This window comes from Vreelandella glaciei, from assembly GCF_013415125.1.
Lineage (GTDB): Bacteria > Pseudomonadota > Gammaproteobacteria > Pseudomonadales > Halomonadaceae > Vreelandella > Vreelandella glaciei.
The window spans coordinates 32,310-49,115 of sequence record NZ_JACCDE010000006.1; the positions used below are offsets into that span (position 1 = coordinate 32,310).

General features: G+C 53.0%; 21 protein-coding genes and 4 tRNA genes. 9 read left to right on the forward strand and 16 right to left on the reverse strand.

What is annotated here, in order from left to right; translation table 11 throughout:
• The first annotated feature begins 180 nt into the window (after positions 1–180).
• Entirely contained in the window at positions 181–633 is a 453-nt protein-coding gene (locus tag HZS80_RS23390; protein WP_235272392.1) for a DUF1264 domain-containing protein, read from the forward strand.
• 916 nt (positions 634–1,549) lie between these two features.
• Complete coding sequence (locus tag HZS80_RS05760; protein ID WP_179915420.1) at positions 1,550–1,705, forward strand: hypothetical protein; 156 nt, start codon at positions 1,550–1,552, stop codon at positions 1,703–1,705.
• An 11-nt stretch (positions 1,706–1,716) separates the two neighbouring features.
• Here the strand turns inward: HZS80_RS05760 and HZS80_RS05765 are convergent, their stop codons facing one another.
• The 8 genes from HZS80_RS05765 to grxD form a co-directional block, all read right to left on the reverse strand.
• Positions 1,717–2,172 (reverse strand): YcgN family cysteine cluster protein, encoded by a 456-nt coding sequence (locus tag HZS80_RS05765; RefSeq protein WP_035566600.1) that lies wholly within the window; start codon positions 2,170–2,172, stop codon positions 1,717–1,719.
• Between the two features lie 34 nt (positions 2,173–2,206).
• Complete coding sequence (locus tag HZS80_RS05770) at positions 2,207–2,782, reverse strand: acyl carrier protein phosphodiesterase (RefSeq protein WP_035566602.1); 576 nt, start codon at positions 2,780–2,782, stop codon at positions 2,207–2,209.
• Positions 2,783–2,794: 12 nt separating this feature from the next.
• Complete coding sequence (locus tag HZS80_RS05775) at positions 2,795–3,109, reverse strand: YcgL domain-containing protein (protein ID WP_035566605.1); 315 nt, start codon at positions 3,107–3,109, stop codon at positions 2,795–2,797.
• Entirely contained in the window at positions 3,109–4,242 is a 1,134-nt protein-coding gene (gene rnd / locus HZS80_RS05780) for a ribonuclease D (RefSeq protein WP_035566607.1), read from the reverse strand. Before rnd ends, HZS80_RS05775 begins: the two co-directional genes overlap by 1 nt.
• Positions 4,243–4,288: 46 nt before the next feature.
• Complete coding sequence (gene recR / locus HZS80_RS05785; RefSeq protein WP_008959529.1) at positions 4,289–4,894, reverse strand: recombination mediator RecR; 606 nt, start codon at positions 4,892–4,894, stop codon at positions 4,289–4,291.
• A 3-nt stretch (positions 4,895–4,897) separates the two neighbouring features.
• A complete protein-coding gene (locus HZS80_RS05790; RefSeq protein ID WP_035566609.1) occupies positions 4,898–5,224 on the reverse strand; it encodes a YbaB/EbfC family nucleoid-associated protein in 327 nt (108 codons plus the stop codon).
• A gap of 59 nt (positions 5,225–5,283) precedes the next feature.
• Positions 5,284–7,239 carry a DNA polymerase III subunit gamma/tau gene (dnaX, locus tag HZS80_RS05795; protein WP_035566610.1) on the reverse strand — a complete coding sequence of 652 codons (1,956 nt, stop codon included), beginning with the start codon at positions 7,237–7,239 and terminating at the stop codon, positions 5,284–5,286.
• A gap of 140 nt (positions 7,240–7,379) precedes the next feature.
• Positions 7,380–7,730, reverse strand: a complete 351-nt coding sequence (gene grxD, locus HZS80_RS05800) for a Grx4 family monothiol glutaredoxin (protein WP_035566613.1) — start codon at positions 7,728–7,730, stop codon at positions 7,380–7,382.
• Between the two features lie 260 nt (positions 7,731–7,990).
• Here grxD and argF point away from each other — a divergent pair, with 260 nt between their 5' ends.
• Positions 7,991–8,911, forward strand: coding sequence for an ornithine carbamoyltransferase (gene argF / locus HZS80_RS05805; protein WP_035566615.1), 921 nt, complete (start codon positions 7,991–7,993; stop codon positions 8,909–8,911).
• A 56-nt stretch (positions 8,912–8,967) separates the two neighbouring features.
• Here argF and HZS80_RS05810 read toward each other — a convergent pair.
• Positions 8,968–9,043, reverse strand: a tRNA-Ala gene (locus HZS80_RS05810).
• A gap of 205 nt (positions 9,044–9,248) precedes the next feature.
• Here HZS80_RS05810 and uvrY point away from each other — a divergent pair.
• The 6 genes from uvrY to HZS80_RS05840 all read left to right on the forward strand — a co-directional run bounded on the left by uvrY (position 9,249) and on the right by HZS80_RS05840 (position 12,985).
• The gene (uvrY, locus tag HZS80_RS05815; protein WP_035566617.1) at positions 9,249–9,899 is read left to right on the forward strand and encodes a UvrY/SirA/GacA family response regulator transcription factor; all 651 of its coding nucleotides are present in this window, start codon (positions 9,249–9,251) and stop codon (positions 9,897–9,899) included.
• Positions 9,900–9,939: 40 nt separating this feature from the next.
• Positions 9,940–11,754, forward strand: coding sequence for an excinuclease ABC subunit UvrC (uvrC, locus tag HZS80_RS05820; protein WP_035566619.1), 1,815 nt, complete (start codon positions 9,940–9,942; stop codon positions 11,752–11,754).
• 96 nt (positions 11,755–11,850) lie between these two features.
• Positions 11,851–12,399 carry a CDP-diacylglycerol--glycerol-3-phosphate 3-phosphatidyltransferase gene (pgsA, locus tag HZS80_RS05825; RefSeq protein WP_035566621.1) on the forward strand — a complete coding sequence of 183 codons (549 nt, stop codon included), beginning with the start codon at positions 11,851–11,853 and terminating at the stop codon, positions 12,397–12,399.
• Between the two features lie 84 nt (positions 12,400–12,483).
• Positions 12,484–12,558 (forward strand) — tRNA-Gly (locus HZS80_RS05830).
• Between the two features lie 87 nt (positions 12,559–12,645).
• Positions 12,646–12,719, forward strand: a tRNA-Cys gene (locus HZS80_RS05835).
• 180 nt (positions 12,720–12,899) lie between these two features.
• A tRNA-Leu gene (locus HZS80_RS05840) sits at positions 12,900–12,985 on the forward strand.
• Positions 12,986–13,010: 25 nt separating this feature from the next.
• Here HZS80_RS05840 and HZS80_RS05845 read toward each other — a convergent pair.
• The 7 genes from HZS80_RS05845 to HZS80_RS05875 all read right to left on the reverse strand — a co-directional run bounded on the left by HZS80_RS05845 (position 13,011) and on the right by HZS80_RS05875 (position 16,464).
• Complete coding sequence (locus tag HZS80_RS05845) at positions 13,011–13,262, reverse strand: hypothetical protein (RefSeq protein WP_179915421.1); 252 nt, start codon at positions 13,260–13,262, stop codon at positions 13,011–13,013.
• An 80-nt stretch (positions 13,263–13,342) separates the two neighbouring features.
• Entirely contained in the window at positions 13,343–13,984 is a 642-nt protein-coding gene (locus HZS80_RS05850; RefSeq protein ID WP_179915422.1) for a hypothetical protein, read from the reverse strand.
• 11 nt (positions 13,985–13,995) lie between these two features.
• Complete coding sequence (locus tag HZS80_RS05855; protein ID WP_179915423.1) at positions 13,996–14,175, reverse strand: hypothetical protein; 180 nt, start codon at positions 14,173–14,175, stop codon at positions 13,996–13,998.
• A 10-nt stretch (positions 14,176–14,185) separates the two neighbouring features.
• Positions 14,186–14,491, reverse strand: a complete 306-nt coding sequence (locus tag HZS80_RS05860; protein WP_179915424.1) for a hypothetical protein — start codon at positions 14,489–14,491, stop codon at positions 14,186–14,188.
• Positions 14,488–14,691, reverse strand: a complete 204-nt coding sequence (locus tag HZS80_RS05865) for a hypothetical protein (RefSeq protein ID WP_179915425.1) — start codon at positions 14,689–14,691, stop codon at positions 14,488–14,490. The genes HZS80_RS05860 and HZS80_RS05865 overlap by 4 nt, the downstream gene beginning before the upstream one ends.
• Positions 14,684–16,111, reverse strand: a complete 1,428-nt coding sequence (locus HZS80_RS05870; protein ID WP_179915426.1) for a hypothetical protein — start codon at positions 16,109–16,111, stop codon at positions 14,684–14,686. Before HZS80_RS05870 ends, HZS80_RS05865 begins: the two co-directional genes overlap by 8 nt.
• Entirely contained in the window at positions 16,111–16,464 is a 354-nt protein-coding gene (locus tag HZS80_RS05875) for a hypothetical protein (protein WP_179915427.1), read from the reverse strand. The genes HZS80_RS05870 and HZS80_RS05875 overlap by 1 nt, the downstream gene beginning before the upstream one ends.
• Positions 16,465–16,806 lie beyond the last annotated feature (342 nt).

Sequence of the window (16,806 nt, forward strand, 5' to 3'; positions counted from 1 at the left end):
CCTGCTCTTCCAATTCATAAAAAATAATGATATCCCGTGGCCCCTCCCCTGCAATGCAGCAGACACGCGGCGGTTGGCGCCATTTATCAAAGGTCAAACATGGAACACTAAATTGAAAACCACCGATAACGGGCTAACATAAAAAAGAAATATGCTTATAGCCAAATAGTAGGTATTTTTATGCTCAACATTAATGGTTTTCATTACGGTACGTTTGTCGCATCGATCTTTACTCTGGCTGGTTGCACCGGCATGGGTGAAACGCACTCGACCACCGAGGTTTCTGGTAGAGCGGAGAGTGCAAAATCTCAGCTATTAGAAGCAGGAGCAAGCATGATGCAAACAGACGCTCCCCCATCGCGTCTTAATGTTTACCTCGTCGGTTTTCATCCGCTCAAAAAAGAGCCACTGCATCAGTTTGAGGCCCATCACTTCTGTGATCAGGTCAACGAAGACTTCTTGCAGTGCGCTCTTTACGACGGCAATACTGATGATGCGAAGCTAAACGGTATTGAATACATCATCTCTGAAAAACTCTTTGAGCAACTCCCCGAAGAAGAGAAACAATACTGGCATCCGCATAACGGTGAAATTCTTTCCGTCCAGCTGGTTGCCCCTAATTTACCAGTATGAGTATCTCTCGGGGCATTACAGACTAGCAGGATGATGGCTTCGGAACTTCTACTCTGTGGGCTTGCTCTTTTATCATACCAATATCCCTGCTATAAAATGTCAACAGCCCTTAGCCCCTTCAGTCGACTCCCAGGTTTCCAAAATTATAAAAAACAATAGTTTCTAAAACCTAATGAGACGACGATCCAAGTCAACCAAGAAGCCGACCACTATGCCAGTGCGACCTCGTACACGTAGTTACAGCAGCGCCGGTTAACAAGTCATATTTGTTCGGCTATGCAGCCAGCCGCGCCGGACGGGGCCCGTTGATCTGCGGGGTCCATACCTAGCGGTAAGTGCGTCGAGGCCCAGAAAGTGCAGTCCACAGGCGCGCTAGGTAAAACCTTACACTTTCTGGACAACCAGAGGTTACGCCTGACCCGGCTCCTGGACGATGAGCTGCCCCACTGGAGCAGAGTACGCTATCCGGCCATTCGTGGTGGGCGTAAACGTTGGCTGTTTTTTGGTTGCTGATCTTCTCAAGTGTCCTAACCTTCCCACTCTGCCTTCTGTCGTTATTAATAACTTGAATATAGTACGCACAGAGAGCCATTCGGTTAAAAATCATGCACAGGCCGTTGAGCATGATTCTGCTTTGAACGCCACCAGCCTTAGTGCAACCTCGCCTGAGCTAAAATTGACTGAAGGTATATGAATCAATAATACCGGCGCAGCGATTGATACACCTCAATGCGGTACCCAAGCGTATCGAACGTAGGTCGACTATTTATGAAAATATTTTCCACAAACTATTCACTCGTCCACGCTTCTGCGTCATACTACACCTTAGTCGCATACACTAACGTCTAATCTCGATCTATAAGCTCGTTTTATAAGCCCAATGCTTATGACAGCTCTTTAAGAGGCAATAGAAGCCATGAAATACCAAGATCACTTCCCGACAATTTGGGACGCTCCTCATAAAACTAGCGTTAAACCCGCTAACCAAGCACCAGCTAAAAAAGTACTTTCACCGGTTAAAGAAGCGTTTTTATCTATTTGGGATACTCCAAAACGCCAGCCCAGCGCTTAAAGCGTCAGGAATTACATCGGTAACACGGCAATGATGTGTGACTCCAGCTGCTGCTCAGGTACCTCATCTTGAGAAACAGCAAAACTACGCACACTGATCCCTTTACGGTGTACCCGTTCGGCGTCATTGCTTAACAGCGGATGCCAGCCCGCCAGCTTACGCCCCTCTGCCACTCGCCGGTAACCACAGCTTTGTGGTAACCAGGTGAATTCTTTTACTAAGGCAGGAGTAAGCTGGGTGCAGTCGGGAACCGTTTTAAAACGGTTCGCATAATCGCTGCACTGGCAGCTATGGATATCCAGCAGGCGGCAAGCCACGTTCAGCACTGCGAGTTCCTGGGTATCCTCGTCGTGCAACTTTAGCAGGCAGCACTGCCCACAGCCGTCGCATAGCGCTTCCCACTCCTGGGGCGTCAACTCTTCTAGGGTGTAGCGCTCCCAAAAACGCTCGCGCATCGCGGTTTCCATCGTTTCCTCCTTCACTACCACACAGAAACACGTCCTATGGTGGTGTATCAGTGTGGCTTAATTCTGCCAACAGCGCTGGCCATAAAGCTTGAAAGTCGTCCTCTAGCGCTTGGTAATCGTCGTGCAGCCAGGGCACCAGAGCGGCAAGCTGATTCGGGCCAGACAATCGCTGGCCGATTCCCGCAACAGCGCGGCAGGTAAACGCGAAATCAGCGTAGCCTCTTAACCAGTCGTGCGCGACAAGTGATGGCACCATATCCGCCAGCCGGTTCGGCGCAGAGCGCGCTAAGAGCAGTCGATAGCAGCGTTTTACAATTATTTCCTGGTCAGCCTGTCCCGCCGTATCCCGGGCTAGAAAATGGTCCCATACCATGTCGAGTGCAATGCCCGCATAGCGGCGGTGAGCAGGCGGGGCGCGTCGCCGCGCATTCACCACGTTCGGATGACTATCCACCCAGGCATCCACACGGCGGTGATGACGAATGCCTAGCGCCGTGGCCGCGGGCCAATCACTTAAGTTGCGCCCCTTAACCCCATCGGCAATTAAATTGCCGTAGAGAAAATCATCGCTACCCGCCCTGACGAGCCAAGCATGGGCAAGAAAGTTCATGTAAAACTGACGCTACTCATCTTCAGAACGCGCATTAGAATGCGAGGCCACATGGGCACGATGCACGTCGAGCAAATAGGCCTCTTTCGGCGGCGGCATTTGCAGGTAGAACCCTTTGTCTTTAATCCCTTCCACCACGTCTGCCGCATTAACCCGTGACAATTTTTTATCAGCGGTCAACAGCATGGTAAATACCGGTACAGGCTTGCCGAAGGTTTCAAGTAATTGCGTAGGGATGTCTGCAAACCCTTGACGTTTATCAACATACAAATACATTTCATCTTTACGCGAGCTTTTAAAAACCTCGCAAATCAGCTTGTCGCTCATTATGCTCGCTCCTCAAGGGCCTGGGCCAACGCGCCATTCAAACACTCGCCACGCCAACCGGTCGGCCAAGTGAGAGGTTCTCCTGCCAAGTCCTGCATCACCAGTGTTTCAATATCGCGGCGGCGCATGAGCATTTCCGGTGCCACACCCAAGTCATTAGCTTTAGCGGTTACCGCTCTCTTGAGTGCTTTAAAGCGTGATTTGAACGTCGGGTGCATGGGGTCTGGCCAACGCTTGGGCAGCGCCTCTTCATCACAGTGCTGGGCCTGTTTGACCATTGCCAGCAGTGCGTCGCCCACTTTTTTAATTAGCACCGGCTTAACACCTTCCACTTCAGCCAGCTCGAAGCGGTTGCTGGGCATCTTTTCAGCGATGGCGAACAGTAACTTATCGCTAATGAGCCAATTGCGCGGCAAATCGCGGCGGCGTGTTTCGCCTTCGCGCCACGTAGTCATCAGCCGATACGCTTCCATTTGACGGGGCAGTAAGCGCCATAATTGGCGTTGACGGGTATACCACTGTTGATCGTTATCAACGCTACGGCCGGCCTGCTCAATCAAGCTAGCGCACTCAGCATCCACCCAGTCGCGACGACCTAGCGTAGTGAGCTTTTCAGCCTGTAGCGTCCAGACTTTTAATAAATAGATAACATCCAGCGCGGCGTAATGGCACTGCGCAGGCGAAAGCGGGCGCACTAACCAGTTTGAGCGTGTTTCCTCTTTAGGCAGCGTTTCACCGACCCAAAATTCGACCAGTTTTTGATACCCCATTCCTGGATTTTCACCCAAAAAACCTTGTACTACCTGAGTATCAATTAAAGGTACCGGTAACACCCCTGCCCAGTGCTGAAAAACTTCCAGGTCCTCGCTACAGGAGTGGAGTAACTTAATCGCCTTGTTTTGCAGTAGAGCACGGAATTTATCAGTACACGGGACAGCCACCGGATCAATCAGATAAGCCTCTTCACCCGCGGTGAACTGAATCAACGCAGGCACTGGAAAGAACGTATTCTCTCGGAAAAACTCGGTATCCAGAGCAATCACAGAAGCATCGGCTACTTGATCGCACGCAGCATCAAGCGCCTCTGGAGTATCAAGCCATTGAAAAGAGGGAGTAAGAGAGGACAAAAGCATTCTTCCAAGTTGGCGCAAGCGCTGAAGCGCTTGCGTTTAGATAGGCTTATTCGCTGGCAAAAGGCAGGCGACCATTAAACGCGCGACTCAAGGTGCCGCCATCAACATACTCCAGCTCACCGCCCATCGGGACGCCATAGGCAAGCCGCGAGAGTTTGACGCCATATTCTGCTAACTGTGAGGCAATATAGTGAGCTGTCGCCTCCCCCTCGATAGTAGGGTTCGTCGCCAACACCACTTCTTCGACGAGCCCTTCGGCGACACGTGCTTCTAACAAATCCAAACCAATCGATTCTGGGCCAATGCCATCTAACGGCGAAAGGTGACCGTGCAGTACAAAGTAGCGGCCTTTAAAGCCTCCGGCCTCTTCAATCGCTAATTGATCGGCAGGTGACTCCACCACACACAGCAACGCATCATCGCGGCGTAGGCTTTCGCACAGCATGCAGATGTCGGCTTCAGTGAGCGTGCGGCAACGTTGACAATAGCCCACTTCTTCAATGGCTTGTTGAATAACTGCAGCGAGCCGCTGCCCCCCTGGGCGTTCACGCTCAAGCAGGTGCATCGCCATGCGTTGAGCCGTTTTAGGCCCAACGCCTGGCAGTACGCGAAAAGCATCCATCAACTGCTCAACGAGAGGAGAAAAACGCATTGCTTAGAACGGCATCTTAAAGCCGGGCGGAAGGCTCAAGCCAGCGGTCGCTTCTTCCATTTTCTGTTTAGAGCTAACTTCCAATTTACGCACCGCATCGTTGACTGCCGCGGCTAACAAATCTTCCAAAAGCTCTTTGTCTTCTTCCATAACGCTGGGGTCAATGGTCACGTTTGATACGTCGTGCCGACCATTCATCGTGACCTTGACCATACCGGCACCCGCCTCGCCCTGCACTTCGGCTTTGGCGACTTCTTCCTGGGCTTGCTGCATTTTTTCTTGCATCTCTTGGGCTTGTTTCATCAAGTTGCCCATTCCACCTTTAAGCATGGTCTAGTCTCCAACGTGGTTAAAAGATAGGTCGGTATTGCGATGATATGTGAGACAGCTTAGCGCATTTCATCGGCTGGCTTAACGCTGGATTCTATCAGCTTTGCCCCAAACGCCTGCTGTAATTTCTGTACATGGGGGTCGTGATTGAGTAGATCAACCGCCTGGGCATGGCGCTCTTGATTAAGCCGCTCTTCGCGCTGCCGGGGTGTTTCCAGGCTATTAGACAACTCAGCCACGTAAAACGCTATTCGCCGCGACATGCCCTGCTCTTTCAGCGCCCGCTCAATACGTGTTTGGTGCACCTCCGCCTGCATGGCCTCCTGGCTGGGGTCCAGGCGAAGGGTCAGCAGCGTGCCATCATCACTCTCCACTAGACAGTTGCCTGCCAGGTTACGCGTCAAACCACCCAGCCCGAGTGCATCAAAGCATTGCAACCATTTTGCGTTGTCCAGCCTACCAGTCGGGGCTACCGAAGCAGGTTCCTCCTGCGCAGGAGCAGGATCAGTTGCCAACTCAGGCGCTGGCGACGAAACCGGTTCCGGCGCTGCTGTTGATTCCGCGACAGGCACTGGCTCAACCATAGCCGCTGGCTCTGGGCCTTGCTGAGGCGCGCTAACCTCTAACGATGGTGTTTCATTCTCGACAACCCAAGGAGGGAGCTCTTGCAACGGCGCCCCCTCTTTAGCGGCAGGTGGGGTCTGGGGCTCGGCTTGGGGTTCTGACTGCGCTTCTGGCGTGGGCTGCTCTTCTGAAATGGACTGAACGTCAGGCGTTGTTGTCGTTTCTGGGGTGGGCGCCGGCGCTGATGAAACCGTGGCCGGCGCGGGAACGTGAGCATTCATTTCTGACGCTGCCTTACCTGTAGGCTCGCGGCGCAGGGGCAGCGGCGTACGTGGCGGTTTAGGCACGCCTTGAGGACGAAACGCCAGCATGCGCAGCAGCGTCATCTCCAAGGCGCTGCGCAGATCCGGCGCGTGCACCATATCCCCACGGCCCTGAATACCGATTTGGTAATAGAGCTGAATGTCCTCAGCGGTAAAGCGGCTCGCTAGCTGCAGGATAACATCGCGGTCACCGTGGCTGTTATCGACAGCGTCCGGCACCATTTGCGCCACCGCTAAGCGGTGCAGAAGGCTGGAAAGTTCATCCAGCACCGCAGCAAAGTCGGGGCCTTGTTCTGCCAACTCAGCCACTTCGGCCAGTAAGCGCTGCACATCCACATCGGCCAGGGCTTCTGCCAGGCCAAGAATATGACGATGATCCAAGGTGCCCAGCATGGCAGCCACATCCGCATGGCGAACCGCCCCCTGACCAAACGCGATAGCTTGGTCGGTCAGGCTCATGGCATCGCGCATTGAACCTTCGGCCGCTTTACCCAGCAGCCACAACGCGCTCTCATCAAATGCAACACCCTCTTCCCCTAGTACGTAAGTGAGATGCTCTACGACGCGCTCAGGCGGCATATGCTTGAGGGTAAATTGCAGGCAGCGCGAAAGCACCGTCGGCGGCAACTTTTGCGGATCGGTGGTCGCTAGTAGGAATTTAACGTGAGGAGGCGGCTCTTCCAGCGTTTTCAGCAGCGCATTAAAGCTGCTGGTGGAGAGCATGTGCACCTCATCAATCAGGTACACCTTGTAGCGCCCTTGGGTCGGCGCGTACTGAACGTTATCGAGTAGCTCGCGGGTATCTTCCACCTTGGTTCTAGAAGCTGCATCGACCTCAATCAGATCAACAAAGCGTCCTTCATCAATGGCTTGGCAGCTATCGCACTGCCCACAGGGGGTAGAGGTAATGCCCTCATCGCCGCGCCCGTTGGCCGTGCAATTCAAACATTTAGCGAGTATGCGCGCCAAGGTGGTTTTACCCACCCCACGGGTACCTGTAAAGAGATACGCATGATGCAAACGCCCCTGGTCAAGGGCATTTACCAAGGCGCGTTGAACATGGGTCTGACCAACGAGTTCGTGGAATGTGCGGGGTCGCCACTTGCGGGCCAGAACCTGATAGCTCATGAAGCTGTACTTCCTTCAGCGGGCTAACTTACCTCGCGCTGAAGACAGCGCAAGGTAAGTGCCACGGTGCATAACAATGTGTCATTCTAGCGGTTGCACCATAGCCCGCCAACCGCTTAGGGCGGAGTGCTCAACAACACTTAAGCGTTGTCACCACCCTCAGCAGCGCCAGCGCGCTCGGCAGCTGCTTTTACTAGTTTTTCCAGTTCGCCGTTCTGATGCATCTCAATCACGATGTCACAGCCACCCACTAGTTCGCCTTCCACCCATACTTGAGGGAATGTCGGCCAGTTAGCAATTTTGGGCAGTTCAGCGCGAATATCCGGATTATCCAGGATATTAACGAACGCAAAGCGCTCACCGCAGCTCATCAACGCTTGAACGGTCTGGGCGGAAAAGCCGCACTGGGGCAACTGGGGCGATCCTTTCATGTAAATCAGAATCGGGTTTTCGCTAATTTGACGCTGAATGTTTTCGGCAGTGGTGCTCATACTATTTCCTCGCTTATTGATGACCGATGCCCTCTCACTCATCTACTTGGCTTAACCCTCGAACCAGACCCTAGAACCTAGTTCTTGAACCTAGCCCTTGTACCAGCCCTGGTAATTAGTACTTGAGACTAGTGCTTAAGAATAGTACCTGAGTAGAGCGCTCAGCTTTAACATGTCATTGGCATTCTACGCATGCCGTTCGCGTTGCGCATCCCCTGCTGCATAGCTAGGATAGTGTTTTTGCGCGGAGAGAAGCTCTTATGGCGACACGCCATTTCCTGACGTTGTTGGATTTGACCCCGGATGAGCTGGATTATTTGATCCAGCGCGCCATTACCATCAAGACCAACCTTAAAGCCCAAGGCCCTGTTTATACACCCTTACCCAACCGCACCCTGGCGATGATCTTTGAAAAATCGTCAACACGTACGCGAGTTTCATTCGAAACGGGTATGGCACAGTTTGGTGGTCACGCGCTATTTCTCTCCCCTCGCGACACCCAACTAGGCCGCGGCGAGCCGATTGAAGATACCGCTCGCGTACTGTCGGAAATGGTCGATGCGGTAATGATCCGCACCTTTTCCCACGCAGGCCTGGAGACCTACGCCAACGCCAGCAGCGTGCCGGTTATTAACGCCCTGAGTGATGACTATCACCCCTGCCAGTTGCTCGCCGACATAATGACCTGGACCGAGCTACGCGGCAGCGTAAAGGGCCACACGGCAGTATGGATTGGTGATGGCAATAACATGTGCCACTCCTGGATCAATGCGGCCCGTCAGTTCGGTTTTCATTTGCGCATATGCTGCCCGAAAGGCTACGAGCCACGCGCCGACATCATGGCGGCCGCTGGTGACCAGATAACATTGCTGCATGACCCGCAGGCAGCGGTCAAAGATGCCGACCTGATCACCACCGATGTCTGGGCCTCCATGGGCCAGGAAGAAGAACAGGCCAAACGAGAGGCGGATTTCGCTGGTTTCCAGGTAACCGAAGCGATGCTTGATCAGGCGAATCAAGAGGTACTGTTCCTGCACTGCCTACCAGCACATCGCGGCGAAGAAATCAGCCAGACGCTGCTTGATGACCGCCGCGCCGTTGTTTGGCAGGAAGCCGGTAACCGTCTACATGCACAAAAAGCGCTGATCGAATTTTTGCTACTGGGCAAGGTTGCTGAGTAATCTTTACGGAAGACGAAAAAAGCCTCGTTTAATCAACGAGGCTTTTTCTATAATCTTGGTGGAGCCTAGCGGGATCGAACCGCTGACCTCAACACTGCCAGTGTTGCGCTCTCCCAGCTGAGCTAAGGCCCCACATGCTGCTCTTTTCGACAGCGAGGCGGATACTACGATGAACATTTACCTCGGTCAAGTTTTGAACCATCAGCGTTGTCTAATTCTCCTTTGTCGCCAGCTGTGGCACTCTACATGTAGTTAGCAAGATATGCAGTCAGCAATATAAAATAGTGTACAAGACCAACGCCTGAGCCCACGATGTTTCCATGCAGGAGCCTGTCCATTGATCAGTGTACTTATCGCCGATGATCATCATTTAGTAAGAACCAGCATTGCGCACCTGCTAAACGAAGAGTGTGACATGAAAATTGTGGGCGAGGTCGACGACGGTGAAAGTGCAGTGACACAGTGTCGCCATTTGAAGCCCGACATTGTGCTAATGGATATCCGCATGCCGGGCATCGGCGGGCTGGAAGCCACGCGCCGCATTCACCGCTCGATGAAGGACGTCAAGGTATTGATCCTGACCGCGCACATGGAAGACAGCGTACTGCGTCGCATGCTGGAAGCCGGTGCCTCAGGATTTTTAAGCAAAGGCGCGGACACAATAGAGATGACCGACGCCATACGCCAAGTATTTCATGGTAGGCGTTATGTCAGCCAGGAAATTGCGCAACGCTTAGCCCTTTCACACTTTACCAATGAGGATAATCCGTTTAGCCACCTCTCCCACCGTGAGCTACAGATTGCCCTAATGATTGTTAACTGCCAACGCGTGCAAGACATCTCAGATCGCCTGCACTTAAGCCCTAAAACAGTAAATACCTATCGCTATCGACTGTTTGATAAACTAAAGATTGCTACTGACGTTGAGCTCACTCATTTAGCGCTCCGCCACGGGTTAGTCGAGGGGTTTGACGTCGCCCAGATATAACTCAATTTCCTCTGCTGTTATCGGGTACCGACAGGCTGATATGACCTTTGATGCAAAACAGTTCTTAAGCTCGGTAAGTACCTCTCCTGGTGTTTATCGCATGCTTGATGAACAAAGCAACACGCTCTATGTGGGCAAAGCCAAGCGCTTAAAAGCGCGCCTTGCCAGCTATTTTCGTGGCCAGCTGAATACTAAAACCCAGGCCATGGTCGGACGTATCGCCGACGTCCAGGTCACCGTGACGCGAACTGAAACTGAAGCCCTGTTGCTCGAACAGACGCTAATCAAGCAATTGCGTCCGCCCTACAACATTTTGTTGCGCGATGATAAGTCCTACCCCTTTGTCTTTGTCACCGACCGCCACCCTTACCCGGCACTTGAGTATAAACGCGCTCGTCAACGTAGCGACGACGGTCGCTATTTAGGCCCTTACCCCAGCAGTGGTGCTGTACGAGAAAGCCTAGCGCTGATGCAAAAAATATTTCATATCCGAAACTGCGAAGACAGCGTGTTTGCGCACCGTTCGCGCCCCTGCTTGCAGTATCAAATTCAGCGCTGTAGTGCTCCTTGCGTCGACTATATTTCCGCCGAGGATTACCAGCGCGATGTTGAACATGCGGTGATGTGCTTGGAAGGCAAAAGTGAAAATGTCACCCAAGAATTGATGGAGGCAATGGAGAGGGCCAGCCAAGCGCTTAACTTTGAGGAAGCCGCTCGTCTTCGCGATCAAGTTCAGCAGCTACGCCAGCTTCAACAGCGTCAGTTTGTCGATACAGGCGGTGGTGATGCCGATATTTTCGCCCTGGCACAGCGACCCGGCGCGCTTGGCGTTTCTGTTCTCAGCGTTCGCGACGGACGCCTCCTGGGGGCACGACATCATACGCCAAAAAACGATCTGGATCTGCCACTAGAAACGCTGCTCACTGAAGTCGTCAGCCAATATTATTTTGGTCAACCGCATAACGTTCCTAGCGAAGTCATTACCAGCCACCCACTCGACGATAGTGAGCTGATTGCCGAAGCGTTGACGCAGCAGGCGGGTAAGCGCATCCGCGTCACCAGCCAAGTCCGCGGCCACCGCGCCCAGTGGCAACAGCTTGCGATTACCAACGCGGAACAGCAATTGGCGTCGCAGCTTGCCAATCAAACGCAGCTGACTCAGCGCTTTACCGCACTACAGAAAGCACTTGGCTTGGAAGAAACGCCTCAACGCCTAGAGTGTTTTGATATTAGTCACAGTCATGGGGAAGCGACGGTTGCTTCTTGCGTGGTGTTTGATCATCAAGGCCCACGTAAAAGCGACTACCGCCATTTCCGCATTGAAGGGGTGGCCGCAGGTGATGACTACGCCGCCATGCAGCAAGCGCTCACACGGCGCCTTAAGCGGGTGAAAAGTGGCGAAGCGGTGGCCCCCGACATATTGATCGTTGACGGTGGCAAAGGGCAGCTCAACATGGCACGTGAGGTGTTTAAAGCGCTTGAGATCACCAATATTATTCTCTTGGGCGTCGCCAAAGGCACCACGCGTAAAGCGGGGCTTGAAAGCCTGTTTTTGGAAACAGCAGACAATCCGCTTGATTTGGATCCGGCCTCACCAGCCCTGCATTTAATCCAACACATTCGCGATGAGTCACACCGTTTTGCCATTGCTGGCCACCGCGCCCAACGCGATAAAGCGAGACGCACCTCGACACTTCAGGATATTCCTGGCATCGGCCCCAAGCGCAGGCGTGAGCTGCTGCGCTTCTTTGGCGGTCTGCAGGGTGTACAAAAGGCTAGCCGCGATGAACTCGCCCGCGTTCCAGGTATTAATGCCTCGCTAGCTGAGTGCATTTACCGCGCGCTCAATGGATAAACCGCCTCTTGGCATAGATGCTATCGGCCAAGGGGGATAGAATAAGCGCCAGACACTTCGAATCCTCTGATTTTCCGGCAAGGATCGCACCCTGCGATGAATATACCCAACATACTGACACTGGCGAGAATCGCCTTTATTCCGCTGCTAGTGGTGCTGTTTTATCTGCCCTTCAGTTGGAGCATGCCTATAGCGGCTGGCCTATTTGCGTTAGCCTCCGTCACCGACTGGCTGGACGGCTATTTAGCGCGGCGCTGGAATCAGTCAACGCCATTTGGCGCTTTTCTAGATCCGGTGGCCGACAAACTTATGGTCGTCGTGGCCCTGGCGCTATTAATAGAGCGCTATGACACTCTGGTACTCACGCTCCCTGCACTGGTGATTATTGGTCGTGAAATTGTCATTTCGGCGCTGCGTGAATGGATGGCCGAAATGGGTAAGCGTGGCATGGTGGCCGTGTCTTGGGTAGGCAAATTGAAAACAACACTACAAATGGTGTCACTGCTAATCTTGCTGGCGCTTCCACCAGCGCACGAATTTGCGCTGTTAGGGATTATGGTGCTCTATGCCGCTGCTATTCTCACGTTATGGTCTATGATCCAGTACTTGAAAGCCGCCTGGCCACATCTTAGCCGCTCAATGTAAGCTGCTGATAAGTAAATAAGGAACACGCGCCAATTCATTGATTGACAAGCTGACGGTGATCCGTATAATTCGCCCTCGAGTCGAGCGGGAATAGCTCAGTGGTAGAGCATCGCCTTGCCAAGGCGAGGGTCGGGAGTTCAAATCTCCTTTCCCGCTCCAACTTGGATAGCGTGGTAAAGCATGAAAAGGTCGTGAGCTGGAACGTCAGCCCGGTCGGATCTCCTTTCCCGCTCCAACGACTCTTGAGGCTGGATGGCAGAGTGGTTATGCAGCGGACTGCAACTCCGTGTACGCCGGTTCGATTCCGACTCCAGCCTCCATCTTTGTGTAGTAGTGATGTTTTAAAGATCTCTTCTTAAAACAGCATTACGATGTTTTGCCCGGATGGCGAAATCGGTAGACGCAAGAGACTTAAAATCCTCTCAAAATGAGAATAAAGTCTTTTAAAACATCTAGTTGCTACATCCGATAAAAAATATGTAGCTCTTATGTAGCACCTTGCGGGTGTGGTGGAATAGGTAGACACACAAGACTTAAAATCTTGAGGCCATTGGCCGTGACGGTTCGAGTCCGTCCACCCGCACCATTTCTGCTTGTAGAAATCTCTTATCTCAAATATTTACCTCCCACCCCTTATAGTTAGCCTTACTGTTTATTTCGAGCAATGACAGCTCATCTCGCATGGCACTTGCCACTAGCTGCGGGTCTACGTCAATCGGGCGACATAAGTTAGCTAATAAACGCTGGTCGCCAAGCAAATCATCAAGGCTTTCCCAATCGGCTTGTTTATGGCCTTTCCATGCTGACTTGGCATCATTAAAGTAAATCTTTAATGCTGCGGCCCATATGTCACCACAACGCATTGCGTGCTCCATAATATCGAGCGGGGCGCTTGGCCCCGGCTCTAGGCTCGCATCACAATCCAGCGTTACCGGCTCCACGTTTAGACGCGCTCAGCCTGGGTGACATTGACCGGCCCCGCATCCTTCGCGCCGTGATCAACATAACGTGTCTCAACCGCTGGCTGGCCGCCGTCGATCTGAATTTTTAGGCGTAGCCCGTTAATACTGGTTTGCTCGCCCATCCGTGCATCGAATGCACCGGCGGCAATGATGCGCTCCACCTGCTCAACCGTGGCACCTACTTTGCCTTTGCCGTTTAGACCGGCGGCGGATTTATCGCGCTGCATGTTTTTGGTGTGAGCCATTACCTCAGCGCGTGCAGCATCTGCTTTACGTTGGGCCGTTTCCAGGGTGTCGAGCGCTTTAGCCAGGTCTTTACGCGACTGGTCGGCACCGTCGATAGCATCACGCGCTACAGCACGTTGAATGGCATCGTTTAGACGACCGTATAAGCGGCTTAGAATGCCGGAGAAAACGCCTTGCTGCTCAAGCTCGGCAGTCATGCGCTTATGCTCGGCAACGCTGGTAGCCATGGCCGGTTCAATGCGTGGCTGTGCCTGCACTTCCCGCATCTGGTCACTGATACCGCGCTGCGCGGCTTGTAGGGCATCGACACTAGCGGTGGGGTCGGCTAGTAACTCATTGGCGCGTTCAATCTGGGGTGAATCGGTTAAATCAATCACGTTGTCATACCTCAATGTAATGTCGCGTTTGGGCGGTCAAGTTGGGCCACCAGTAGCGCAATGTTGTGGCCTGCCTGGGAAAGCTGGCCCGTGAAGTGGGTAGTTAGCCGTTCGGATAGAGACGCCAGCAGCGCCTCCATTTGTTCCCGCTCGGCGTTGTCCCGCTGTTCCTTGGTAATAGGAATCATCATGGCAGTGGCCTTAATCCGGTAGCTCATACAAGTCAGTGAGTGAAGACGGCATCTTGCGACCATTACTTGCTCGCGGTGCATCGCCATCGGGTAACGTATTCCAGCGGTCATCATCAGCGGGCGGCGGCATGTACTGGGAAAGGTTGGCAGCCATATCGCCACCAGCAGCGCTAACGCCTGCATCGTTCAAACGCTGGTCAACGTACTTCTTAATTTCCGGTAGCAGCGCCTCGGCAACAACGGATGCCATCTTTTCCAGTGCGGCGTTTTTCTGGTCGTCGGTGGGTACAACGTTGGTTACAAATTGCTTATTCATACGGTTTGGCCCTCCTGGGCCTCGGTTGCAGTGAGGTAAATCTTTTTCAAAAGGCTGTCAGTCAGTGCCAACGCAGTGAGCCACTGCGCGGCGGTTTGTTGGGTGTCTGTCGGGTGGGGAATACTAAAACCAAGACGCCATAGCTCTAGCCATGCTTGGTGTGCAGGCGCATCGGCGGGGAGGTTCAGCAGGTTATCCATGGCGGCGCATCCTATTGGCGTAGCGAGACGGCAAAAGCATCGCTGGCCCGCTGGTTTTTTTGCCGCTGGCACTCACGATGGCACCGGCAACACTGTTGCAAAGGTCGTCATGCTGGCCTGGGGGATGGTCGATTGAATCTTTGCCACTGCGAGCCGTGCGGCGCTCAAGGGAAACGAACTCTTTAACTAGCTGCTTACTGTCCAGCAGCTCTACGCGCTCGCTGTTTAATAGGGGCAGTGTGTCGCGGTATAAGTCACTACGCGGGCGGTCTGCTACTTCGTAGGTAATGCCGTGCTGGTCGAATAATTCTTTTGGAAATTGCCCGCCGTATCGGTCACCTGTCACGGTGCGAATACCGTAGGATTTCAGCAGGTCGGCAAACTCAGCGACCACACCAGCAGGGCTAAACGGTGGCTTGCGGCTGCGCATCGCATCAAGTACCACGTTGTCATCTTCGCGGTGGGTAATAGCGAGCGTCCATGAATCAACCGATCCGCCGGAAGGGTCGGTGAAGGCGTTGTACTGAATTCCAGATACGGGCGGTAACTCAATGCGGCCTGGGATAACGCATCCCTCTACAGCTTCCAGGCTAACAAAGCTCTCCACATCAGACCGGAACTCGGCACCGTATTCAGCCTTTGCCGAAGCATCATCCCGCTCATACGCACGCTCTACCACACGCTTTGGTAACGTTGGATTCATGGTAAGGCTAGGCGCTTGCGCCACAAGGATGCCGCTGTCGTTTTTCCCGAAGTAGCGCTTGTGGTGCTCGAAAAGCTCACCCTTGCGGGCGTATGGCGATGACAGTGCAATCAATTTGCCGTTAAGCGTTGCCATGCCTGGGCGAACGGCTGACAGAATGGCCTTATCAGGGTTTGCGGCATCGTCTGAACGCCAGAACGCTATTTCGTCGGCAATCACACAAGCGAACGTGTAGCCGCGTGTGGATCTGAAACTAGCGGTCGTCACTTCAATGGCGGTTCGGTTCGATAGCTCGATACTCTCCCGATCTTCACGCACGATAAGCGCTTGCAGCATCGGGTTACTGTGAAGTAGGCCGGTGATATACCGGAAAACAGACCGGGCAGCTTTTCTGTCTTGAGCTAGCACTGCAATGGTCGCCACCTCACCAGGGCTTAGCCGGTCGGTGTAGTCTTGAAAGGCTGCCTCAAACACTGCCAGCAAGGCCGCTGCTTGCGACTTACCACCACGACGACCAACTACCAGCCATAACTCCTCAGCGGGCGTTGTGGGCGCTTGGCGGCGGGTAATACGACGCCATGCCGCATGTTCGTCACCAACTAGCGGTAGACCGTAAAAGCCTGCCAGTAATGCACGCCATGCCTTAAATGAATCGCCACTGAATTGACCACCAAACAAGGCCGGATCTGTCATGGCATCGCGGATAGTGACGCTCATTAGCTGCCCTCCCGCTTGGCTAGGTAGTCGCTCAAACTCACCTCCCGCTGAACGCGCTCCAGTCCTAGTTTGTTACTCAAAGCGACGATGTTATTGCTCGCTTGCACGTATTTCCCTATGTCGATCTCATTACCCTCTGCTAGCTGCCGCTCCTGCGTTCGCAGCCAATACTCAGCCCACAAATACCGTTCGATGATCCCGCGCTTGACGTACCCAATAGACGCCTCGCCACCCAAGTCGCTAACGACCTCGGCATACCTTGCGCGCATCTCCTGCGCAATCGACGTGCGAGCGTCCAGTGCGTCAATAAAACCGGCGCGGTATCTGTTCGGAACGGTGCTTTGCTTGCTCATATCGGTGGCCTAACTTAGGGGTAAATGCTTCCTATCTGCTACATATTTTACTAGCATATTAAATAATTACTATATAACAGTAACTTGAATAGCTTTTAAGGAGACTATATATCCCCATGAACTGACAAAGTGATGAATAATAGGGGTACGGGTGCTTTATTGGGCTTTATGTTTCGCCGTAAAATGGAATTAATTTCCACCAATTGAGGGAGAGGAGAATTACAGCATCAAGTAGGGCAAAGTAGGTGGGGTAGGGCAAAATCCCATACTGACCAACTGGGAAAAAACATATACCCATTAACTAAAAACTACTTCTTTTATTTTCTCTCCCTAATGTTGTTA